This is a genomic window from Janthinobacterium sp. MP5059B, from assembly GCF_001758645.1.
Taxonomy (GTDB): Bacteria; Pseudomonadota; Gammaproteobacteria; order Burkholderiales; family Burkholderiaceae_D; genus Janthinobacterium; species Janthinobacterium lividum.
Window position 1 is genome coordinate 264,998 of record NZ_LRHX01000010.1, and the last position, 23,140, is coordinate 288,137.

General features: G+C 62.8%; 18 protein-coding genes. 12 read left to right on the forward strand and 6 right to left on the reverse strand.

The window, feature by feature from the left end; all coding sequences use genetic code 11:
• Window positions 1-115 precede the first annotated feature (115 nt).
• From rpmI to JAB1_RS14195, 8 genes are all read left to right on the forward strand, one after another.
• Window positions 116-313, forward strand: a complete 198-nt coding sequence (rpmI, locus tag JAB1_RS28805; RefSeq protein WP_038493025.1) for a 50S ribosomal protein L35 — start codon at window positions 116-118, stop codon at window positions 311-313.
• A 26-nt stretch (window positions 314-339) separates the two neighbouring features.
• Window positions 340-699 (forward strand): 50S ribosomal protein L20, encoded by a 360-nt coding sequence (rplT, locus tag JAB1_RS14165; protein WP_010399214.1) that lies wholly within the window; start codon window positions 340-342, stop codon window positions 697-699.
• Between the two features lie 145 nt (window positions 700-844).
• Window positions 845-1,861, forward strand: a complete 1,017-nt coding sequence (gene pheS / locus JAB1_RS14170) for a phenylalanine--tRNA ligase subunit alpha (protein ID WP_034751917.1) — start codon at window positions 845-847, stop codon at window positions 1,859-1,861.
• A 78-nt stretch (window positions 1,862-1,939) separates the two neighbouring features.
• Window positions 1,940-4,366, forward strand: a complete 2,427-nt coding sequence (pheT, locus tag JAB1_RS14175; protein ID WP_070280340.1) for a phenylalanine--tRNA ligase subunit beta — start codon at window positions 1,940-1,942, stop codon at window positions 4,364-4,366.
• A gap of 169 nt (window positions 4,367-4,535) precedes the next feature.
• Complete coding sequence (locus tag JAB1_RS14180) at window positions 4,536-4,883, forward strand: integration host factor subunit alpha (protein ID WP_010399205.1); 348 nt, start codon at window positions 4,536-4,538, stop codon at window positions 4,881-4,883.
• A 10-nt stretch (window positions 4,884-4,893) separates the two neighbouring features.
• On the forward strand, window positions 4,894-5,298 hold the full coding sequence (locus JAB1_RS14185) for a MerR family transcriptional regulator (RefSeq protein ID WP_034783182.1): 405 nt from the start codon (window positions 4,894-4,896) through the stop codon (window positions 5,296-5,298).
• A gap of 210 nt (window positions 5,299-5,508) precedes the next feature.
• Complete coding sequence (locus tag JAB1_RS14190; RefSeq protein WP_034783185.1) at window positions 5,509-6,141, forward strand: response regulator transcription factor; 633 nt, start codon at window positions 5,509-5,511, stop codon at window positions 6,139-6,141.
• Window positions 6,142-6,285: 144 nt separating this feature from the next.
• Complete coding sequence (locus JAB1_RS14195) at window positions 6,286-7,701, forward strand: CHASE3 domain-containing protein (RefSeq protein WP_034783186.1); 1,416 nt, start codon at window positions 6,286-6,288, stop codon at window positions 7,699-7,701.
• 89 nt (window positions 7,702-7,790) lie between these two features.
• On the opposite strand, the gene JAB1_RS14200 is transcribed toward JAB1_RS14195, so the two are convergent.
• Entirely contained in the window at window positions 7,791-8,600 is an 810-nt protein-coding gene (locus JAB1_RS14200) for a Crp/Fnr family transcriptional regulator (RefSeq protein ID WP_034783188.1), read from the reverse strand.
• 225 nt (window positions 8,601-8,825) lie between these two features.
• A complete protein-coding gene (locus JAB1_RS14205; protein ID WP_070280341.1) occupies window positions 8,826-10,883 on the reverse strand; it encodes a methyl-accepting chemotaxis protein in 2,058 nt (685 codons plus the stop codon).
• Window positions 10,884-11,057: 174 nt separating this feature from the next.
• Here JAB1_RS14205 and JAB1_RS14210 point away from each other — a divergent pair, with 174 nt between their 5' ends.
• Window positions 11,058-12,737, forward strand: a complete 1,680-nt coding sequence (locus tag JAB1_RS14210; protein WP_070280421.1) for a peptide chain release factor 3 — start codon at window positions 11,058-11,060, stop codon at window positions 12,735-12,737.
• Between the two features lie 162 nt (window positions 12,738-12,899).
• Here JAB1_RS14210 and JAB1_RS14215 read toward each other — a convergent pair whose 3' ends face one another.
• A complete protein-coding gene (locus JAB1_RS14215) occupies window positions 12,900-14,792 on the reverse strand; it encodes an EAL domain-containing protein (protein ID WP_070280342.1) in 1,893 nt (630 codons plus the stop codon).
• Between the two features lie 580 nt (window positions 14,793-15,372).
• On the opposite strand from JAB1_RS14215, the gene rnk reads away from it, so the two are divergent.
• Window positions 15,373-15,780, forward strand: coding sequence for a nucleoside diphosphate kinase regulator (rnk, locus tag JAB1_RS14220; RefSeq protein WP_162835757.1), 408 nt, complete (start codon window positions 15,373-15,375; stop codon window positions 15,778-15,780).
• Between the two features lie 64 nt (window positions 15,781-15,844).
• Here the strand turns inward: rnk and JAB1_RS14225 are convergent, their stop codons facing one another.
• From JAB1_RS14225 to JAB1_RS14235, 3 genes are all read right to left on the reverse strand, one after another.
• Complete coding sequence (locus JAB1_RS14225) at window positions 15,845-16,873, reverse strand: transporter (RefSeq protein WP_170846295.1); 1,029 nt, start codon at window positions 16,871-16,873, stop codon at window positions 15,845-15,847.
• A gap of 116 nt (window positions 16,874-16,989) precedes the next feature.
• The gene (locus JAB1_RS30645; RefSeq protein WP_306532424.1) at window positions 16,990-17,688 is read right to left on the reverse strand and encodes a YXWGXW repeat-containing protein; all 699 of its coding nucleotides are present in this window, start codon (window positions 17,686-17,688) and stop codon (window positions 16,990-16,992) included.
• Window positions 17,689-17,887: 199 nt separating this feature from the next.
• Window positions 17,888-18,124 (reverse strand): hypothetical protein, encoded by a 237-nt coding sequence (locus JAB1_RS14235; protein WP_070280343.1) that lies wholly within the window; start codon window positions 18,122-18,124, stop codon window positions 17,888-17,890.
• Window positions 18,125-18,446: 322 nt separating this feature from the next.
• On the opposite strand from JAB1_RS14235, the gene JAB1_RS14240 reads away from it, so the two are divergent.
• The gene (locus JAB1_RS14240) at window positions 18,447-20,768 is read left to right on the forward strand and encodes a hypothetical protein (RefSeq protein WP_070280344.1); all 2,322 of its coding nucleotides are present in this window, start codon (window positions 18,447-18,449) and stop codon (window positions 20,766-20,768) included.
• A 19-nt stretch (window positions 20,769-20,787) separates the two neighbouring features.
• Complete coding sequence (locus JAB1_RS14245; protein ID WP_070280345.1) at window positions 20,788-23,106, forward strand: bifunctional serine/threonine-protein kinase/formylglycine-generating enzyme family protein; 2,319 nt, start codon at window positions 20,788-20,790, stop codon at window positions 23,104-23,106.
• Window positions 23,107-23,140 lie beyond the last annotated feature (34 nt).

A 23,140-nucleotide genomic window follows, 5' to 3' on the forward strand; every position in this document is an offset into this window, starting at 1 on the left:
TGTAGTGGACTCGCATCCGCTGCACAACATGTGAAAGCAGGCATCTAAGCGCAGCGTCGTGTTGCCACCTGCAATCCTGTTATAAATGGAGCTGTCCGTAAGAGGACAGATTGCTATGCCTAAAATGAAGACCAAAAGCTCCGCGAAAAAACGTTTTCGCGTGCGTCCAGGTGGAACAGTCAAGTCGGGTCACGCGTTCAAACGCCACATCCTGACCAAGAAAACCACCAAAAACAAACGTCAGTTGCGCGGTACCCGTAACATCAACGCATCGGATGTCACATCCGTCATGCGCATGATGCCGACTGCTTAATCTCACACTCAATTTAAGGAGTTACTATGCCTAGAGTAAAACGTGGGGTTACAGCTCGTGCCCGTCATAAAAAGATTCTTGTTCAAGCTAAAGGCTACCGTGGTCGCCGCAGCCGTGTATACCGTGTTGCCAAGCAAGCAGTTATGCGCGCTGGCCAATACGCTTACCGCGATCGCCGCAACAAGAAACGCGTTTTCCGCCGCCTGTGGATCGCCCGTATCAACGCCGCTTCCCGTGAGCATGGCGTAACGTACAGCGTATTCATGAACGGCTTGAAAAAAGCAAATATCGAACTGGACCGTAAAGTCCTGGCCGATATGGCTGTGATGGACAAGCCAGCATTCGCTGCGATTGTCAACGCAGTTAAAGCAAAAATCGCTGCGTAAGCATCGGTCATTGCACAACGTCATCCGTAGGGTGACGTCATAAAGAGCGGGGCAGGGGTGTGAACCTTATGCCCCGTTTCCGTTTTTGATTGTTGGACTTTAGATAAGCGAGTCCAGAATTGATGTCCAAAACAGGAAATGCCGCATGAACTCCCTAGAAGAACTCGTCGTCTCGGCCCAGGCTGACTTTATCGCCGCCGCAGACGCTGCCGCACTTGAAAACGCCAAAGCCCGCTACCTGGGCAAGACTGGCCAGATTACTGAAATGATGAAGGGCCTGGGCAAGCTGGACCCGGACGCGCGCAAGGCGCAAGGCGCCCTGATCAACGCCGTCAAAGTGCAGATCGAGGACGCGCTGACGGCGCGCCGTGATGCGCTGGCCGATGCCCAGATGCAAGGCCGTCTGAACGCCGAAGCGATCGACGTGACCCTGCCAGGCCGTGGCCGCATGCCCGGCGGCATCCATCCCGTGATGCGCACGTGGGAACGGGTCGAGGAAATCTTCCGCTCGATCGGCTTTGACGTGGCCGACGGCCCCGAAATCGAGAACGACTGGACCAACTTCACGGCGCTGAACAGCCCGGAAAACCACCCGGCCCGTTCCATGCAAGACACGTTCTACATCGACGGCAACGATACCGATGGCAAACCCTTGCTGCTGCGCACGCACACGAGCCCGATGCAGGTGCGCTACGCGCGCACGCACACGCCGCCGATCAAGGTCATCGCGCCGGGCCGCACCTACCGCGTCGACAGCGACGCCACCCATTCGCCCATGTTCCACCAGGTCGAAGGCCTGTGGATCGCCGAAGACATCAGCTTTGCCGACCTGAAGGGCGTGTACCTGAATTTCGTCAAGGCCTTCTTCGAGACGGACGATTTGCAAGTGCGCTTCCGTCCATCGTACTTCCCGTTCACGGAACCGTCGGCCGAGATCGACATCGCCTTTGGCTCCGGTCCATTGAAAGGCCGTTGGCTGGAAGTGTCGGGCGCCGGCCAGGTGCATCCGACCGTGGTGAAGAACTTTGGCCTCGATCCCGAGAAATTCATCGGTTTTGCTTTCGGCTCCGGCCTGGAACGCTTGACGATGCTGCGTTACGGCATCAACGACCTGCGCCTGTTCTATGAAGGCGATTTAAGGTTCCTGAAGCAATTCAACTAAGCGTTGTTCCGTTTGATTCATGGCGCTTGAGCGCCTGTGCGCTCGCGCTGTGAGCTTTGACCCTTTGAAGGCTTGATTATGCAATTTTCCGAAAACTGGCTCCGTACCATGGTCGATCCGAAGATGACTTCGGACGAACTGGCCCATCTGCTGACCATGTCCGGTCTCGAAGTCGAGGACGTCGATCCTGTCGCCCCGCCGTTCTCGAACGTGGTGGTGGGCCTGGTCCTGGAGATGGAAAAACATCCGAATGCGGACCGCCTGAATGTGTGCCAGGTTGATGTCGGCACGGGCACCATGCTCAACATCGTCTGCGGCGCGCCGAACGTGCGCCCGGGCTTGAAAGTCGTGTGCGCGATGGCGGGCGCCGTGCTGCCGCCTGGCGCCGATGGCAAGCCGTTTGAAATCAAGGTGGGCCAGCTGCGCGGCGTCGAGTCGCAAGGCATGCTGTGCTCCGCGCGCGAATTGAAATTGTCGGAAGAAAACGCCGGCTTGATGGAATTGCCGGACGACGCGCCGATCGGCCAGAATTTCCGCGATTACTTTGCGCTCAACGACTTGAAATTCACCATCAAGTTGACGCCGAACAAGGCGGACTGCCTGTCCGTGCTGGGCGTGGCGCGCGAAGTGTCGGCATTGACGGGCGTGCCCCTGAATGCGCCGCAGTTCCGCACCGTGCCAGTTTCCAGCGACGAAATCCTGCCCGTGAAAGTCAGCGCGCCGGACCTGTGCGGCCGTTTCACGGGTCGCGTCATCCGCGGCTTGAACGCCAAGGCAGCCACACCGGACTGGATGAAGCAGCGCCTCGAGCGCAGCGGCCAGCGTCCGTTGTCGGCACTGGTCGACATTTCCAACTATGTCATGCTGGAACTGGGCCGTCCTAGCCACGTGTTTGACCTGGCAAAGATCCACGGCAGCCTCGACGTACGTTGGGGCAAGGCGGGCGAATCCGTCAAGCTGTTAAATGGCAACACCGTCGCCGTCGACGAGTGGATCGGCGTCATTGCCGATGACCAAGAAATCGAATCGCTGGCCGGCATCATGGGCGGCGACGCCAGCTCGGTGTCGGACGATACAGACAGCATCTACCTGGAAGCGGCATTCTGGTGGCCGAACGCCATTCAAGGCCGCGCGCGCCGCTTGAATTTCTCGACCGATGCGGCACACCGCTTCGAGCGCGGCGTCGATTTCGCCACCACCGTCGAGCACATCGAGCGCATCACGGCCCTGATCGTGGAAATCTGCGGCACGCCGGCCACGACCGTCGGTCCTGTCGATGACCACGTGGTGAACTTGCCGCAGCGCCAGCCCGTGTCGATGCGCACGGCGCGCGCGCAAAAAGTCATCGGCGTGCCGCTCAACGATGAGCTGATCGCCGATATCTTCACGCGCCTGGCCCTGCCATACACCCTGGCGGACGGCGTGTTTTCCGTGACGTCGCCCAGCTACCGTTTCGACATCGAGATCGAGGAAGACCTGATCGAGGAAGTGGCGCGCGTGTACGGCTTTGAAAACATCCCGACCTTGCCGCCCGTGGCCGCGAACGTGATGCAGATTGCACCGGAAAATACCCGCTCGCTGTTTGCGGTACGTCATGAGCTGGCCGACCTGGGCTTCCAGGAAGTGGTTAACATGAGCTTTGTCGATACGGCATGGGAGCGCGATTTCTCGGGCAATACGAACCCGATCAAATTGCAGAACCCGATCGCCAGCCAGATGAGCGTGATGCGTTCCTCGCTGATCGGCAGCCTGATCGCCAATGTGCGCTACAACCTGAACCGCAAGACGAACCGCGTGCGCATCTTCGAAGTGGGCGCCATCTACCAGCGCGACGACAGCGTGGAAAACGGCCCCTTGTCGGTGGCTGGCTACGCCCAGCCGAAGCGCGTGGCGGCCATGGCCTATGGCGCGGTTGCCGACGAGCAGTGGGGCCAGGCTGCGCGCACGGTCGACTTCTTCGACGTGAAGGCGGACCTGGAAGCGCTGTTTGCACCGCTGGTCCTGCGTTTCACCAAGGCGGAACATCCGGCCCTGCATCCGGGCCGTTCGGCCAATGTGGAGCTCGATGGCAAGGTCATCGGTTTCATCGGCGAATTGCACCCGCGCTGGATGCAAAAGTACGACTTGCCGCTGGCTCCCGTGCTGTTCGAAGTCGACGCCGCTGCCTTGACGCAACGAGTCGTGCCGGCGTACCAGGAAATCTCGAAATTCCCTGGCGCCAGCCGCGACTTGGCCGTGGTCGTCAAGCAATCGGTGGCCGTGCAGGATCTGCTCGACAGCTTCCATGCCGCCGCCAAGTCGAGCCAGGCAGCGCGTATCGTGCAAGCCATTGTTTTATTTGATGAATATCGTGGAAAAGGGCTGGAAGTGGATGAAAAAAGCCTTGCTTTCCGGATTAGCTTGCAAGATACTCAAAACACCCTGCAAGACGATGTCGTCGACGGCCTGATGGCTGTCCTGATCGATGCGGCCAAGCAGGGCCACGACGCGAAACTGCGTTCGTAATTACCGGACGGCCGTCGCCTTGCGTGACGGCCTTTCCGTCGTCAACCGTAGACGAGCTTGCCATGTGGCAGGCTCGGGCGCACAGAAAAGGCAGGGCAGGAAAATTAATAACAGCGACGTTGATTCCGCCGTACTGCAATCCGCACTGGCCGCCGATTTGCATCGGGCCATGCTGGTTGCCAAAGTGCGCCAGGAAGCGGAAAAAGATTTACCCACCTTGACCAAGGCGGAACTGGCCGAACTGTTGTTCGAGCAAGTGGGCCTGAACAAGCGCGAAGCGAAGGATATGGTCGAGACCTTCTTCGACGAGATTCGCAATGCGCTCGAGCGTGGCGAGGCCGTCAAGCTGTCCGGTTTCGGCAATTTCCAGTTGCGCGACAAGCCGCAGCGGCCCGGCCGCAATCCGAAGACGGGCGAAGAGATTCCCATCACGGCGCGTCGTGTCGTGACCTTTCATGCGAGCCAGAAGCTGAAAAGCATGGTCGAAGAGACCAGTCCGCTGGCACGTGCTGCCTGAGTGAGTGGCGATGAACGAGCGCATCAGTAAAACCGAGTTGATCGCCTTGCCGCCCATTCCGGCGAAACGCTATTTCACGATCGGCGAAGTGAGCGAATTGTGCGGCGTCAAACCGCACGTGTTGCGCTACTGGGAGCAGGAGTTTTCCCAGCTCAAGCCGGTCAAACGACGTGGCAACCGCCGTTATTATCAGCACCATGAGGTGCTGCTGATACGCCGCATCCGCGAATTGCTGTACGAGCAGGGCTTTACCATCAGCGGCGCGCGAAACAAGCTCGACAGCCGTGGCGCATCGCATGCCATCCTTGACGAGTTGCCAGTGCTGCCGGCCATGCCCGTTGTGCCGCAGGAAGCGCCGCTGGACCGCGTGTGGATACGCAATGAATTAATTGCGATTTTAAACTTGCTAAAATAAGATTTGTACCAATATAGGTGGGGTTGTCCGGTAGCAGTTGATTAAGTTGACTATACTGCATGGGCGCTCCGTCTTGGCGTTGACGCTACCGTACGGCGCGCCATATTTTGAATATAATGTTAATGTTGCGTTTTTGTTAGTGACGCTAAGCCGGAGCAGCGTTCAGGTTCCGGTAGTCTTTCCCAGGCCAGGAAAATTTAAGGGGAAACAATGATACGCGTTGCCATTTGTGATGATCACCAAATAGTACGAGCTGGATTCAAACAGATTTTTTCGTCGTCAAGCGATTTCAGTGTGGTGGCGGAAGCCGGTACGGGGCGTGAAGCCCTCGATATCGCCCGCCGCGAAATTTGCGATGTATTGTTGCTCGATATAGCCATGCCCGATCAGAGCGGCATCGATACCTTGCGCACGATCCGCCAGGGCCAGCCGGAATTGCCCGTGCTGATCCTCAGCGGCTATCCCGCGCAGCAATACGCGCTGAACCTGTTCAAGATGGGCGCGAATGGCTATCTGAACAAGGAATGCGAAGCCGACGAGCTGATGACGGCCGTGCGCACCGTTTTCCAGGGGCGCCGCTACGTCAGCTCCACCGTCGGTGAATTGCTGGCGCAGTCGTTCGACCGCGACACGAATGCCGCCCTGCATACGGAATTGTCGGACCGCGAGTTCCAGGTCTTCCTGCGCCTGGCGCGTGGCGCCACCGTGTCCGATATCGGTGTGGCCTTGTCGCTGAGCATCAAGACGGTGAGTACCTACCGTACGCGCATCATGGAAAAAATGGGCTTGCAATCGAACAGCGACTTGACCTATTACGCAATGAAAAACAATTTGCTTGACTAGCGCTGCGGTGCGATCATGGAAACATGATCGCTCAGCCAGCTGGCCAGCACGACTTGTGCAGTGCAGCAGTTTGTGGCGAGGACTATAATTGGCCGGCGCCGGCGCTCTCTCCCGCGCCGAACCTTGCTAAGGATGCACATCAGGATGTATTTCACCGCTGAACCGGCCCCGAATCACCGCCTGCCCCTGTACAAGACGATCCTGTGCGTGACGTGCGCCTTGTTGCTTGTACTTAATGGTTTCAGTCTCTTTCATAACCTGCAGTCGCTGAAGGGCACGAATGCCTTGCTCAGCCAGAGCGCCCGCGTGGCGGACCGCCTGCAGTATTTGAACGTGCTCGTGCTCGATGCGGAAAGCAGCTTGCGCGGCTATTTCATTTCCGGCTCCGAAACCTATCTGGGGCCGTCGAAGACGGCTACCACCGAAATTGAAAACGAATTCAATGAGCTGCAGACTTTGCTCGCGGGCAGTCCCACCCAGCTGAAAAACCTGGGTCAGCTGAAAAGCTTGATCCGCCGCAAGATGTCGATGCTGCAAGAGTCGATCGAGGTCTACAGGCAGGGTGGGCTGGCCGAGATCGTCAACATTTCCCGCGTGACCGATGACCGCGCCACCATGGACGAGATCCGCCTGCAGGTGGTGATCATGACGCGCGAGCAGAATGAAGCGCTGTCGTCCGGCAGCGCCGCCTTTTACCATGAGTACCAGAAAGCCGTGCTGCTCGGCATCGGCATCAATGCCCTGGCCATCCTCGTGCTGATCATGTTTTACCAGCTGGTGCGGCGCAGCTTCCAGAACCGCGCGGCCGTCGAGTATGCGCTGCAAAATGCCAACGACAATCTCGAATCGACGGTCAGCAAGCGCACGGAGCAGCTATCCGTGCTGTCGCGCCATTTGATCAGCGTCAACGAAGTGGAAAAGGCGCGCCTGGCGCGCGAATTGCATGATGAGCTGGGCGCCAACTTGACCTCGATCAGCATGGACCTGGGCGCCGTTACGCAGCAGCTGGCGCACACGCAGCCGGAACTGGCCGCGCAACTACGGCGCGCCAAGGCAACCTTGCTGGAAACGGTGGAACTGAAGCGCCGCATCGTCGAGGATTTGCGCCCGAGCCTGCTGGACAACCTGGGCCTGTGCGCCGCCATCGAAAGCTATTGCGAGGATTTTACGCGCATGAGTTCCGTGCGCTGCGAAACGGACGTGGCCATCAATATCGACAACCGCGAAGCCACCCTGACGATTGCCCTGTTCCGCATCGTGCAGGAATCGCTGACGAACATCCTGAAATATGCGCGCGCCGGCATGGTCAGCGTGACATTGAAACGCAACGAGCATGGCCTGGTGCTGCGCGTGATCGATGACGGCATCGGCATCACGGAAGATGCCTTGCAAAAACCCATGTCGCACGGCTTGCTGGGCATGCGCGAACGGGCTTTGTTGCTGGGCGGCACTCTCACCGTGCGCCAGGGGCCGGAAGGCAAGGGGACCTGTGTGGAAGCCGTGATTCCCCTGCCGCTGACGCCGGAGCCGGAAGATATCGATGCGGATGCCGAAGCCTAATTGAGGTTGAGGTTGCGGCAAAAAAAATGGCCGGGCATGCAGCCCGGCCATTTTTTTATCCATGCCGCCGGATCCGCGGCAGCTTCCCATCAGCAGCGCGATACGTCGCGCAGCAAACGGTCGTATTCCGTCTTGGCCACTTTGTAGCACTCGCCCGCATAGCATTCCAGGCCGGCGCGGTCCAGCACCGTGATATTGCCGCGGCGATAGTGGATCAAGCCTTCTTCCTGCAGCTTGCCGGCGGCTGCCGTGATGCTTTCGCGGCGCACGCCCAGCATGATGGAGATCAGCTCTTGCGTGACTTTCAATTCATTCGATGGCGAACGGTCCAGGCGGTCCAGCAGCCAGCGGCACAGCTTTTGCTCGATCGAGCTGTGGCGGCCGCCGACGGCGTTCTGCGCCATTTGCGCAAACAGGGCGTTGGTGTAGCGCATCAGCAACTGGGGCAGGGCACCGCCTTGATTGAAGGCATCGCGCAAGCTTTGCGTTTTCAGGCGGTAGCCGTAGCCGGCGCTTTGCACGACAGCCGTGCACATGGCGCGCTCGCCTGCCAGCAGCGAGGCACCGGCCACGCCTTCATGGCCGACAACGGCGATTTCCGTCGTGGCGCCGTCTTCCATTACATACAGCAAGGAAATGATGGCGGTGGTAGGGAAGTAGCTGTATTCCAAGTTGTTACCGTAGGCATACAGTTCCTTGCCGAAAGGCAGTTCGACCAGTTCCAGGTCTTCGAACAGCGATTCGAGCGCGGCGCGCGGCAGGGCGGCCAGCAATTCATTCTGTTGTGCACTGCTGAGGCTAACCCGCGACGCAAGCTTGATTTCCCGACCGGCCGCCGGCATGGCGCGCGGCAGCAACTGGTTCTTCTGGACCGGGGCGATAAGTTGAGTATGGCTCATAGTATTCCTCACAGGCTTTTTACATCGGAGTGCGACTGCCGCGTTGCTGGTCAAAAAAACTGCCGTACTCATGTGGTAACGGCGTTTTTGTCGACCGCGCGGTGCAGATCGCGATGTAGCTACTTTAAAAGCTTATGTAAGTGGCGAACATAAGATTAGCAGTCGCCACTTTGTAGTCTCCATTGAGGCGAAATTGTAGTCCTTGTCCTACGTGCACACTTTTGACTAGCTAGCCTTGCGCCGTTCCGCGCGATTTTGTGATATGACGCGCGGCTTGTTGGCGCTCCACAGGCCGGCCGGACGCACGCTGGGCAAGCCGTCGCGCACGGTTGCGGCAGGTGTCTGGCGCACGTTTGGCGCCTCGTGTTCCCCCAGGCGGAAGCGGCTGACGGCCTGCGTCAGCGCTTCGCCTTCCTGGTGCAGGCGCTGCGAACCGGCGCGCGCCTCGTCGACCAGGCCTGCGTTCTGGCGCGTCATGTCGTCGATTTGTGCCAGCGCGCCGTTGATGCGGGCGATTTCGCCATTCTGCTCGGCGCCGGCGCTGCTGATGCGCCCGATGACGACAGACACCTGCTGCACGGCATCGACGACCTGGCGCATGGTGCTGCCGGCCGCATTGACCAGGTCGCCGCCCGCATCCACCGTGGCGACGGAATCGCCGATCAGGCGCTTGATCTGCTGCGCCGCCTCGCTGGAGCGCTGCGCCAGGCTGCGCACCTCGGACGCGACGACGGCAAAGCCGCGTCCCTGCTCGCCCGCGCGGGCCGCTTCCACTGCCGCGTTCAGGGCCAGGATATTCGTCTGGAAGGCGATGCCGTTGATGACGCCGATGATGTCGACGATCTTGTGCGAGCTGGCCTTGATCGAGGCCATGGTCTCGACCACGGCGCTGACGGTCTCGCCGCCGCGCAGGGCCACTTCGGCGGCCGAGGCCACCAGGGTGCGCCCCTGTCCTACGTGGGCTTCGTTGCGGCCCACGGTGGCCGTCAGCTCGCGCATCGAGTCCACGGTGGCGCCCAGCGCATCCGCTTGCGTGGCCGTATGGCCGGACAGGGCCGCGTTGCCCTGCGCGATATCGGCGCCGGCCGCGGCGATGACGGCCGCGCCGCCGCGGATTTCCTGCACCAGGGTGGCCAGGCCGTGCGTCATGGCGCCGAAGTCGCGCACCAGGTCGCCGATCTCATCGTGCGCCTGCGAGGTAATGCGCTGCGACAGGTCGCCCGCCGCCGCGGCGCCGACGGCCACGCGCAATTGCGTCACGTCGCGCACGAAGGCGGCATAGAAGCCTGCGCACAGGTAGGCGGCGGCCAGCAGCACCAGCAGCATGGCCGCCAGGATCAGGCTGCGGCGCGCCTCGTCGCGGGCGATGCGCTGCGCCAGCAAGCCGTCCAGGGCGGTGGCCGAGGTGCCGGACAGCGCGTGCAGAGTATCGATCGCCTGCATGCCGGCCGCATGGAATTGCGCGCCCGAGGTCTGGTCGTAGGAATTCGTCACTTCATTCTTCGTGCGTTCGAGGAAGGCCAGCGCGGCCGGCACGGCTTTCAGGGCTGGCTGCAGGCTGACGCGCAGTTCCGGCTTGGCGGCGATGATTTCGTCGAAGCGGGCCGGCAGGCGTTCCAGTTCGTGGCGCGCGATCAGGGCGTTGGCGTTGACGAGCTGATCTTCATTCGCCTCGAACAGGCCCGTGTCGATATAGGCGGCGCCGCGCCCGCCGATGTCCGACAAGCTTTCGGCCAGGTCGGGCAGGGTGGCGGTGAAAACTGCGCTCAGGTGGTTGGCGCCCGCGTCCGGGTCCAGGCTCAGGTGCGAACGGTCGGCCACCAGCTGGCCCAGCTTGGCGGCCTGGCGCAGCAGCGCCGTGTGCGCCGCGTAGCTGTCGCGCGCCGCGAGGCCCGCCTGGCGGCCCAGCAGGGCTTGCCACTGCTTCGTCAGTTCGGCCGCCTGGGGCAGGCCTGCGCCGGCCGGCAAGCGCGCCAGGGCGCCCAGCGCGGCCGTGATGCGCGCGTTCAGGGCCGTGTTGTCCATGCCCGCCTTGCCGCTCAGGCGCAAGTGCTCGAGGCCGCGCCGCTGTTGCAGCAGACGCGTGCCTTCCTGCAACTGGCGTACATAGGCCACGCCCCGCTGCGCATCCTGCGCCTGGGCCAGCGATTTGCCCAGCTCCGAGATCAGCAGGGTGGTCGCCAGCGCCAGCGGCAGCAGGAAGACCAGGCAGACAAGCATGAATTTGGGCAGCAGGCGCAAGCGCTGCATGAGTCGGATGGCGGGGGTGAGGAGCATTTTCATCGGGTTTCCAGGAAAGAGTGGCAACATTTCTGCAGTGCAATGTTGCCTGCGGATTGTGACCCCTTGATGAAGTGGGCGATTTTGCCGTTCGCCAGAGTGAAGCAGTTCACACGGAAGGCCGATCCTTCTGTAAAATCGAGGGTTTTTTGCGAGGGCCATATTATGGTCACCAATATGGCCAACGAGAACGACATCAACACCCCCGATTCCAGCGACAGCGCAGCCGATTCCGCCAGCACTGCCGTCAGCAGCAAGGCGCCGGCCGTGATCGCGCGCGAAGTGCAGCGCCGCCGCACCTTCGGCATCATTTCCCACCCGGATGCGGGTAAAACCACGCTGACGGAAAAACTGCTGCTGTTCTCGGGCGCGATCCAGATGGCCGGTACCGTCAAGGCCCGCAAATCGGGCCGCCACGCGACGTCGGACTGGATGGAGATCGAGAAGCAGCGCGGCATTTCCGTCGCTTCCTCGGTGATGCAGTTCGAATTCCGCGACCACGTCGTCAACCTGCTCGACACCCCGGGCCACCAGGACTTCTCGGAAGATACCTACCGCGTGCTGACGGCGGTCGACTCGGCGCTGATGGTGATCGATGCGGCCAAGGGCGTGGAAGCGCAGACGATCAAGCTGCTGGCAGTCTGCCGCATGCGCAATACGCCGATCGTCACCTTCATGAACAAGATGGACCGCGAGACGCGCGATCCGCTGGACCTGCTCGACGAACTCGAGTCGGTGCTGAAGATCCAGTGCGCGCCGGTCACCTGGCCTATCGGCATGGGCAAGAACTTCCGCGGCGTGTACCACCTGCTGAACGACGAGATCATGCTGTTCAAGGCCGGTGAAGAAAAGGCCGATGGCGCCTTTGAAATCATCAAGGGCATCGACAACCCGCGCCTGCAGGAGATGTTCCCGCTGGAGATGGACCAGTTGCGCATGGAAGTGGAACTGGTGCACGGCGCGTCGAATCCGTTCAACCTGGAGGAATTCCTCTCCGGCGTGCAGACGCCCGTGTTCTTCGGTTCGGCCATCAACAACTTCGGCGTGCGCGAGATTCTCTCCGCGCTGGTCGACTGGGCGCCGGCGCCGCGCGAGCGCGACGCCACCGTGCGTTCGGTGGCTCCGTCCGAGCAGCCGTTTACCGGTTTCGTCTTCAAGATCCAGGCGAACATGGACCCTGCCCACCGCGACCGCATCGCCTTTTTGCGCGTGTGCTCGGGACGTTTCGAGCGCGGCATGAAGGTCAAGCATTTGCGCCTGGGGCGCGAGATCAAGGTGTCGAACGTGGTGACCTTCATGGCCTCCTCGCGCGAACAGGTGGAAGAAGCGTACGCGGGCGACATCATCGGCTTGCCGAACCACGGCAACATGCAGATCGGCGACAGTTTTTCCGAAGGCGAGATGCTGACCTTTACGGGCATCCCGTACTTCGCGCCGGACTTCTTCCGCTCCGTGCGCATCCGTAATCCGCTGAAGATCAAGCAGCTGCACAAGGGCTTGCAGCAGCTGGGCGAAGAGGGCGCGGTGCAGGTCTTCAAACCGGTGCAGGGCGGCGAACTGGTACTGGGCGCCGTCGGCGTGCTGCAGTTCGAAGTGGTGGCCAGCCGTTTGCTCAACGAGTATGGCGTCGACGCCGTGTTTGAAGGCACCAGCATCAGCAGCGCCCGCTGGGTCAGCTGCGACGACAAGCGCATCCTGCAGGATTTCGAAAACGCGCTGGGCCACAACGTGGCCTACGATGCGGCAGGCAACATGGCCTACCTGGCCACGTCGGGCGTGAACCTGCGCCTGACGGAAGAGCGCTGGCCGAAATTGACATTCCACGCCACGCGCGAGCATTCGGCCAAGCTGGCCTGATGTAGCATTGGCGGCGTCGGCTGACGCGCTTTGCGCTAACCCGACCTACGTCTTGTAGCGCCGGATGACGCGCCATGCGCTAATCCGGCCTACCCGTTTATGGCGTAGGTCGGATTAGCGCGGCCACGCCGTGCGTAATCCGACACCCTTGTTGGCAGCAATTCAAGCCGGCAGGATCGTGCGCGTACTCCAGTCGCGCCGTTCCAGCAGCAGCGCCGTCAACTGCGCCGCCGTCATCGGACGCGCGAAGAAAAAGCCCTGCACGTTGTCGCAGCCGGCTTTTCTCAGAAACTCCACCTGCCGCAAGGTTTCCACCCCTTCTGCCACCACTTTCAGGTGCAGGCTGTGCGCCATGGCGATGATGGCCGTGACGATGGCTTCTCCCTCGCCGGGCAGGTCGTGCACGAAGCTGCGGTCGATTTTCAGCTGGTCGATGGGCAGGCGCTTCAGGTACGACATCGACGAATAGCCGGTGCCGAAATCGTCGATCGACAGGTGGATGCCAGTTTCCTGCAGGCGCCGCATCAGTTCCACGTTGGCGTGGACATTGTCCATCAGGACGCCTTCCGTGATTTCCAGCTCCAGCAAGCCATGCGGCAGCTGCGTTTCATCCAGGATGGCGCGGATATCGTCCATCAGGCCCGGGTCGCGCGCCTGGCAGGCCGACAGGTTGACGGCCACGTGCTCGAGCGAATCGAGCAGGCCTGCCTTGCACCACAGGGCCGCCTGGCGGCAGGCGCTTTGCAGCACCCAGCGTCCCAGGTCGACGATGATGCCGCTTTCCTCGGCCACGGGGATGAATTCGGCGGGGCTCAGCTGGCCCATGTCGCGGCAGTTCCAGCGTATCAGCGCTTCCACGCCGACGATGCGCCCGCTGCGCAAGTCGATCTGCGGCTGGTAGTGCAGATACAGTTCCTCGTTCTGCAGAGCCTTGCGCAGGTTCGCTTCCATGCGCAGGCGGCGCTGGGCGCGCAATTCCATTTCGGCCTTGAACACGGCGTAGCGGTTCTTGCCCTGGTGCTTGGCGTGGTACATGGCGGTATCGGCATTGCGCGTCAGGGTAGCCACGTCCTGCGCGTCGAACGGATACAGGCTCACGCCGATGCTGGCGCTGACATATAGCTGGTGGCCTTCGAGGTCGAACGGCGCGGCCAGCACGGCCAGGATCTTGCGCGCCACGCTGGCCATTTCCGAGGCGTCGTCGGCCGGTTCGACGATGACGACGAATTCATCGCCGCCGATGCGGCAGATGATGTCGGTGCCGCGCAGGATGGCCACCAGGCGCTCGGACACGAGCTTGAGCAGCTGGTCGCCGCAGTGGTGGCCCAGCGTATCGTTGACGATCTTGAAGTTGTCCAGGTCCAGCAGCAGCAGGCCCACGCTGCTGTCCTGGCGGTCGGCGCGCGCCAGCGCGTAGGCCAGGGCATCGTTGAATTCATGGCGGTTCGGCAGTTGCGTGACCGGGTCGACATGGGCCAGGTAGTGCAAATGGCTTTCCGCATGCTGGGCGGCCGTGCGCGTGCGGCGCACCATCAGGAACGTCAGGCCGAACGCGCACAGGCAGACGAGCAGGGTGAAGGCGGCAAATTGCGCCAGGCTGGCGTACAGCGGCGCCAGGCTGGCGCGCAGGTACAGCGCGCCGCCGCCGGGCAAGGTCTTCAGGATGGCGGCGCTGCCGTCCAGGTAATCGATGTGCAGGCCGTTGCGCGGCGCCGCGGGCGCGGCATCGCTGGCGCTGCGCGCGTAGCTGGCAAACGGCGCGCCATAGGGGCTGTAGAGCAGTGCTTGCCGGACATGCGGGGCGGCGGCGAGGGAGGCGAGGAGTTGTTGCGCTGCAAGTCGATTGTCCTGGCGCAAGGCCTGGGTGGCGGCAGGCGCCAGCATGTCGGCCTGGATGCGCAGCGTGCGCTGGAAGGATGTTTGGAGGGAAAACAACTGGAAGAGGATCAGCAGCAGGCTGGCCATCGCCAGCATGGCCGCCGCGGCCAGCAAGTTCAAGCGGGCAATCCGGTCGCCGCGCAATTGCGCCGACGGCAGCATCAATGGCGCCATCATGACGCGCCCTCCTGCCGGCCCCGCTTGCCGCCGCCCCGTGTGATCCCGCCTCGCCCTGCCATACTTTACGTTCCAGTCTGATGAAAACCGAAGTGAGCCGGAACTCTCAACGTGTTGTTAAGGCCGACATATTGTCATTTTGCAGCGTGAAAGTACAGGGCGCGCGGCAATTTAGTGTCCATACCGCAGGCCGGTGGCAGCAGGCAAGGCGACAAGACGGACGGAAAAGGCGGGACGTGTCTTTCTAATAATAATTCCAGATGAATTTTAATCCTTTTTTTGCCCGCCGGTTTTTTTCTTTAAAAACATGCTGATGGTAAACAAAATACCATCAAGAATAACTTCAATACCTGCGACCATCCCGGCATGGATTAATTTCTTGTCCGTATGGCCGATTGCAAGTCATTGATTTTAATAAATTTTAATGAAGAATGCGCGAACACTATGGCCTTGCTCCGCGACTTCGTCCATAATCCGCTGATGATGGACGTTCTGATGCTGTTTGTTTTGTCTGCCGCGGCCAAGCAAGCTGCCGCCAGTAAAACCGGACGTCGCCCTAATGATCAATAGTGAGGATATCTTGGAAAAAAAACCAAAAATTATTTTGTCGTCACAAGACCTGGAACGACTGGAAGCGTTGTTGTATGCCTTGGGTAATAATCTGTCGCCGGACAAGGCCGCCTTGCTCGATGAGCTGGGCCGCGCCGAGGTGCTCGAGCCGCAAGAGATTCCGCCGACCGTCGTGACGATGAATTCCACCGTGCGCTTCACGGTGGAGAACAAGGAGGAATTCTGCCTGACGCTCGTGTATCCGAAGGATGTGGAAGGCCAGGCCGACCGCATTTCCGTGCTGGCACCCGTCGGCAGCGCGCTGCTGGGCCTGTCCGTCGGCGACAGCATCGCCTGGCCCATGCCGGGCGGCGTGGTGAAGGTCAAGATCGAGGAAATCGTCTATCAGCCTGAACGGGCTGGCGAATACCACCGTTAAGCGCAGCAAGCAGTAAGGCGGACGGCGCCTGCCGTTCGCCTGCCAGGCCGTGCCGGGACGGGAATTAACTGTTTCGCTGCACGCGCACCACCAGCCATCCCGCCACGACCGTAAACGTGACGATGATGGCAACGATGATCCAGAAGCCCTGCGGGTGCTGGGCCAGCGGAATTCCCCCCACATTCATGCCCAGCATGCCGGCGATGATATTGATCGGCAAGGCCAGCACGGTGACAATGGTCAGCACGAACAAGCTGCGGCTGTTTTCCTCGTTGACGCTGGCGGCGATCTCTTCCTGCAGCAGCTTGATGCGTTCCTGTAGCGAGGACATATCGCTGAGCACCACGGAAAATTCCTCCGTCGACTGGCGCAGTTCCAGGCTGTCCAGCTCCGACACCCACGCAGGTGGGCGTTGCAGCAGGCGGAACAGGGCCGCCGGTTCCGGCGCCAGCAGGCGCTGCAGCCGCACCAGCACGCGCCGCATGGCGCCCAGGTCTTCGCGTTTCGGCACCAGGCGTCCGGCCAGCAAGTGATCCTCGATATCGTCGACCCGCGCCACGGCGTCGCGCACGATGTTGACCAGCACGTCCGCCTGGTCGCGCAGCAAATGAATCAGCAGCTCCACCGACGAGCGGATCGGCTCGTGGTTCTTGATGACGGCCTGGCGCAGGCGCTCGATCGACTGCAGCGGCGCGCGGCGCGCCGTGATGACGAGGTTTTGCGCCACGCTGGCCCACATGGTGGAAATATCGGATGCCTCGAACGAGAAATTGTGCACCACATCGTTGACCACGGCGATCAGGGTGTTTTCCGCCTGTTCGATGCGCGTCGAGCGCGACCCCTGGTGCAGGGTTTCATAGAATTCGTCGGCCAGCTGCGTATGCGTCATCAGCCATTTTTCGCTGGCCGCATGCGACAAATTGAAATGCAGCCAGACGAATTCCTGCGCCGGACGCGCCGCGCCATCGGCCAGCCAGGCCAGTGCCGCCGTCGAGTCGAGCGCCAGCGGTGGCCCGTCGCGACCAAACAGGAAGCCCCAGACCAGGCCCGAGGTGTCCGAGCCGTAGGTAAAACCGGCAGTTTCCATCGCCATCGTGAATCTTTCTCGCGCAGTGTGATTGATCGTCGCGCGATTCTAATACACGGATATGTCGGGAAAATGACAAGGCCACCGCGAACGGTGGCCTTGGTGCCAATTACAGCCGCATATCAGCTGCGGTTCGGGTTATCCGGACGCCGGTCGTCGCGGTTCGGCACGCCATCATGGTCGCGGTCATGGCGGTTGCCATTGTCGCGGTCATAGCGGTTGGGGATGCCGTCGCGGTCGCGGTCACCGTTCGGGCCGCGTGGCGACCAGCGGCCTTGCTCCATCTGCCAGCGGCCATCGCGCTGGTTCCAGGCGGGCGGCGCATACACGTAGCCGGGGCGTTCGGCGATCCATACGCCTGGCGTCCAGGCGTAGCGCTGGCCGCGCCATTCCCAGTGGCCCGGCGCCCAGGTGTAGCCGTGGCGCGCGCGCGGGATGGCTTCGCGGCGCGGCGGCGGCGGGGCGATGCGGATGTCGTCATAGCGCACGGGCTGCACTTGCGCGGCGACCCAGCCGCCACGGTCCAGGCGCCAGCGGTTGTTCTCTTGTATCCAGGCGGCGCGACGGTACTGGTTGCCGCTGCGTTCGCGCAGCCATTCACCGTTGTTCCAGACATGGCGCTGGCCATCCCAGTTCCAGTAGCCGGGCGCCCAGACATAGCCGGCGCGCGGCGCGGGTGCGCTTTCAAACCGTGGCGGAGGCGGGGCGTTGCCGACGACAATGCTGACGCCGAGCTGATTCTGTGCCATGGCCTGCACGGGCAAGAACGCCGCGGTGCTGATGGCAAGCATGGCTGCTGCGTAGAGTGTGATGGGTTTCATGGTGTACTCCATTTCGGTGATTGCGTGAAATGGACTATAGGCGCTTGCTGGCGGTTTTTCGCCTTTGATTCAACTTATTACAATTGACACAATGCTGTGTGTCCGTGTATCCGTGGCGGATACATTTGCGATGCAAATGGCGGCCTGGCGCGGCGGTGATCAAGCGGGCGCCAGGCGGCGTGGTGTCAGCATCGGTGGCTCACAGGGTGCTGGCGGTGGCGTTGGCCAGCAAGGCTTGCCGTTCCTCGATCAGCGAGATTTTCTTTTCCGATTCCGTCATGCGCTTGGCGCTGACCACCACGACGGGGATGGCGCTCGCTTGCGCCACATCGGCAGCCTTGGCGGCCGATGGCTGCATGAAGCTGGCATAGCTGGCACCGCAGGCGATGGCGACGGCGACGGTGAAGATGGCTTCCATGTTTTTCAAGGCTTTCATGATGTTTCCTTTCGGGTGGCGGGTGGGTATGCATGCACTGTAGCCAGGCGCGGGCCGCTGCGCCATGCGGATGCGACCAGCCGTGGTTTTGGCGGGATGGCCTGCAAAAAAACGGCGCTGAAATGCCTGCGCGCGGGGCTGGCAAGCCGACCGCTTGAATTGAGGCCTAAATTGCCCTGTATCCGGGCATATGAATGTAATTGCCGCGTGGCATTATTTGACGCTGCACACTGCCGCGCGCGGCAAGTGCAGGGCCAGCTGTCCTGCTAGAATCGGCATGGCGGCCCCGTCGCGTGGATAAAAATATCATCAGGAGTCACATATGTTCCAATTGTTTGGTTTTGGCGGCGCCCGCTGCCCGCGCTGCGAGCACAAGAACGGCGCTGCCGCCGGCTATTGCGCGCAATGCGGCTTGTCGCTGGGGGCACCCGACAGCGACGCGGTGCTGCATGCCAATCAATGGCATCTTGCTGATGGGCAACTGGCACTGTTCTTTGGCGTGCGCGAACTGTCTTCGCTGTTCGGCAGCGCCGCGCGCCGTCTGCAGGTGCCGGCCGAGTCGCGCGCCTGGATCGTGCAATCGGACGCTTTCACCTTGATACCGGCCGGCGACTATGACAGCGCCGCCTTCTTTGCGCGCCTGCCCGCGCTGCTGCCGGCGCGTCCGGCCGAAGTGCTGATCGCGCGCGCCGACGCCGTCAGCCTGGAATTCGACTTGCCCGGGCTGGCCAGCACGGAGCGGCTGGACGTCGCCGCATCCCTGCGCGTGGATATCGCCCTGGGCCAGCCCGATGCGTTCGCGCGCCAGTTCATGCGCGCACCGGGCGCCGTCACGCGCGCCCACCTGCACGCCCTGTTGCTGCCATCCGTGCGCCAGATTGCGCTGGAATTCATCGGCAGCCGCGCGCTGCGCGAGATGGAGGCGAATGCCGACCTGCGGCCGGAATTGAATGAACGCCTGCAATCGGCGCTGACGCAGCGCCTGGCGTCCAGCGGCCTGGCCGTGGCGCGCGTGGAAACCCTGGCGCTACGCCACGACAAGCGCGAAGGTGACGCCGGCGCCAGCATCGGCACCCTGTGGCTGGGCGGCTTGCCGGCGCAGGAACTGGAGCAGCACAGCCTGGAACGCATGAAGCAGCTCGACCAGCTGTATGACGAGGAAGAGTGGCAGCGTATCCGCCGCGAGGAACTGGCGGCGCGCCATGCGCACCGCCGCGCCGAGCTGCAGCAGGATGCGACGGTGGAAAAGGCGGAACTGAACCACCAGGAAGCGGAGCGCCTGCAGGCGCTGCGCGGACGCCAGATCGACCTGTATGGCCGCATCCTGGAAGCGAAATCGCGGCGCCAGGCGCTCGACCATGGCGCCGCGCTGGCGCTGGGCGAACTGGAACAGGAACTGGCGCAAAAGGGCGCGCAGCGCGCCGATGAAGCGGCCAACTGGGAACACGTGCGGGCGCTGGCCGCCATCAAGATGCGCAGCGAGCTGGAACTGTCGCAGCTGCATGGGCGCGAACAGATCCAGCTGGCGCAGCAGCGTTTCACGCATCAAGTCCACTTGCAGTCGATCGCGCAGCAAGTGGAAAGCGCGCTGCTGATCGATGACGAGACGGGCCGCCGCACCCAGCTGGCGCGCCTGCGCCAGGCGGAAGCGGATGCGGCCCAGCGCGAGGCGCAGCTGGAGGCGGAGCAGCACCAGGCCGCCTGGCAGGGCCTGATGCTGGCGAACGCGGCGCGCAAGCGCGAGGCCGAGCGGGTGCAGGAGTGGGAAGACCAGATGCAGCTGGCGCGCCAGCGCGAACTGCTGCGCGCCGAGGCGCACAAGGATGAAGCGGCCCAGGTGCAGGCGGCGGAAATCGCGGAAAAGGTGGCGGCGCTGCGGCGCGGCGGCGCGCGCGAAGACGCCATCGCGCAGCAGGAAAAGCTGCTGCGCACCATCGAGGCCGATGGCGTGCACGCGCGCCAGCTGCAGCAGCAAACGCAGCTGGCACAGCTCGACGCGCTGGCCATCGAGGAACAGCGCCAGCAGCTGCGCCAGCTGGAACAGGAAGCGCAATGGCAGCGCGATCTGCTGGCCATGGCGCAGCAGCGCGAAAGCGATTACGCGCGCTGGAAGGGCGAGTACGAAGCCCTGCTGGCGCAGCAGGCGCATGCGGCCGAACTGGCGCGCATCGACATCGACCGCATCGAGAAAATCGGCTCCCTGAGCGACACGGGCAAGGTGGCCATGGCCGCCGGGCAGAACGCGGCCGCGCTGGCGCAAGTGCTGAAAACGCAGCTGCAGGCGGGCATGAGCGCCGAGCAGATCCACGCGCTGGCGGCGCTGGCGGCGGCCGAGAACAGCGTCGCGCCGCTGGACGCGCTGCGCATGGCGCAGGACAGCGTGGCGCAGGAGCGCAGCTATCTGGAAGGCCAGGCGGAACGCGAACGGCGCCAGCAGCTGGACCTGATCAACCTGCAAAATGCGGCGCATGCGCATGGCCTGTCGGCGCAGGCGCAGCTGGGCGTGGCCGTGGCGCAGGCGCTGCAGCCAGGCGCGGCTTCTGTTGCCGGCGCGCCGGCCCGCTGCAAGAACGGCCATGCGCAGCGCGCGGGCCATCCGGAAGATAAATTCTGCGCCGCCTGCGGCGTTGCCTTGCAGCCTTGATGGAAGCGTTTCACCCCAGATGATGCAAAAAGCACGAGACAAACTGCGGGAACTGCGCGCCCTCCACGATGACGGGCTGCTCAGCGAGCAGGAATTTGAAAGCCGCAAGAACGCCATCCTCGACGCCGAGTACGCGCCGCCCGGCGCCGCACCTGCGCCCGCGCCGTTGCCCGTGCGCCAGGGCACGGAACTGGGCTTCATGACGGGCCAGGAAATCGGCCCGCAAAACCGCCGCTACCGGCTCGAACGGCTGATCGGCACGGGCGGCATGGGACAGGTGTGGCAAGCCACCGACCTGGCCACGCACGCGGAGCTGGGCAGCAGCGAAATGGTGGCGCTGAAGATCTTGCCGCCGCAGCTGACGCAGAGCGCCACGCATGCAAAACTGCTGATCGAGGAAGCCACCCAGGCACGCAAGCTCGCGCATGAAAACATCGTGCGCGTCTACGAGTGGGCGCAGGATCCGGCCACGGCCAGCTATTTCATCATCATGGAATGCCTCGATGGCGAAGACCTCGAGCACTATCTGGCGCGCGAGGGCGCGCTGCCGCTGTCGACCGTGCAGGAACTGCTGCAGCCGGTGGCCGACGCCCTGTCGTATGCGTGGGAAAAGCACAAGCTGGTGCACCGCGACATCAAGCCTGGCAATGTCTTCCTGACGGCGAAGGGCGACGTCAAGCTGCTCGACTACGGCATCGCGTCTCGCGTGCGCAATGCGGACAGCAGCCTGGCGCTGGAGATGCCGAATGCGGGCACGCACGGCTACCGGGCGCCCGAGGCCGGCGCCAACCAGCGCCAGCCCAGCCCGCGCCTGGACGTGTATGCGGTGGCCGTGATGATTTACCAGATGCTGGAAGGGCGCATGCCGTTCGACGACACGCGCAGCGCCAGCCACTTGCCGTCGGCGCCGCAAGCGCTCAACGCGCAACAGTGGCAAGTCTTGCAGAACGGTTTTTCCTTGACGGCGGAATTGCGGCCGCAATCCGTGCAAGCCTTGCTGGAAGGGCTGGAGCGGGCCGCCGGGCCGTCGCCCGAAGAACTGGCGGAACAGGCGCGCCAGCAGCAGGCGCGCCTGGCAGAGCAACAGCAGCAGGCGGCGCTGGCCGCGGAACAGGCCCGCGAGGAAGAAATCAAGCGGGCCCGGATACGCCAGGAAGAACTGGATCAGCGCCGCAAGGCGGAAATCCAGGCGGCCGCGCTGGAAAAGCAGCGCCAGGACAAACTGCGCCGCGAGCAGGAGGCGCAGCGCCATTTCGAAGCGGAAGAGGCGCGCAAGCTGCGCAAGGAAGCGCTGCGCGGCCAGCTGCGCGCGCGCCGCGAAGCCGACGCGGCCACCGCCTTGCAGGAACACCAGGAATTGCAGCGCAAGGCCATCGTCGCCAAGGCGGAGGCGGCCTACCGCGCCGAGCAGGAGCGCGCGCGCCGCGAAGAGGCCAGCCGCGCAGCGCAGCAGCAGGCGCCGGCCGCCGCCGCCGTGAGCGAGCCGGCGCCGGCGCCCGCACACGCGGAACCGGTGGCCAATGCCGAAGGCATCTTGCGCGATGATTTCCTCGATGGCGCGGGACAGGGGCCGGAACTGGTGCTCATTCCCAGCGGCCGCTTCCAGATGGGGGCGCACGAGACGGAGCACAAGGCGGCCTTGCAGGCCGGTTCGCAGCAGACCTGGCTGGACCGCGAAACGCCGCAGCACTGGGTCGGCATCGAGCGCCCGTTCGCGCTGGCGCGCCACCCAGTCAGCGTGGGCGAATGGCGCGCCTTCGTCAAGGCGACCGATTGGGCGGGCGGTTCGGAAACGGACTGGGACAATCCCGGCTTCGTGCAGAACGAGCAGCACCCGGTGGTCGGCGTCAGCTGGAATGACGCGCAGCTGTACCTGGCGTGGATGAGCGAACGCACGGGCCGCCAGTACCGCTTGCCCAGCGAAGCGGAATGGGAATACGCGTGCCGCGCCGGCACGCGCACGGCCTTCAACGTGGGCGACACGATCAGTACTGAACAAGCCAACTACGACGGCCTGTATGTGTACAACGGCGGCCCGCGCGGCGTGTACCGGGGCGGCACGACGCCGCTGGGCACTTTTGCGCCGAATTCCTGGGGCCTGTTCGACATGCATGGCAATGTGTGGGAATGGGTGCAGGACGTGGTGCACGACAATTACGAAGGCGCGCCCGTCGACGGCAGCGCGTGGGAAGAGGGCAGCGACAGCAGCCGGCGCATCCTGCGCGGCGGCTCGTGGCTGTACCACCCGCGCTACCTGCGCTCGGCCTTGCGCAACGGCTTTTCCACCGTGCTGTCGAACGACATCGTGGGCTTCAGGGTGGCGCGCACGCTCGATTAGCATGTTGTTAAATCGGTCATCTTGGCGGATACTT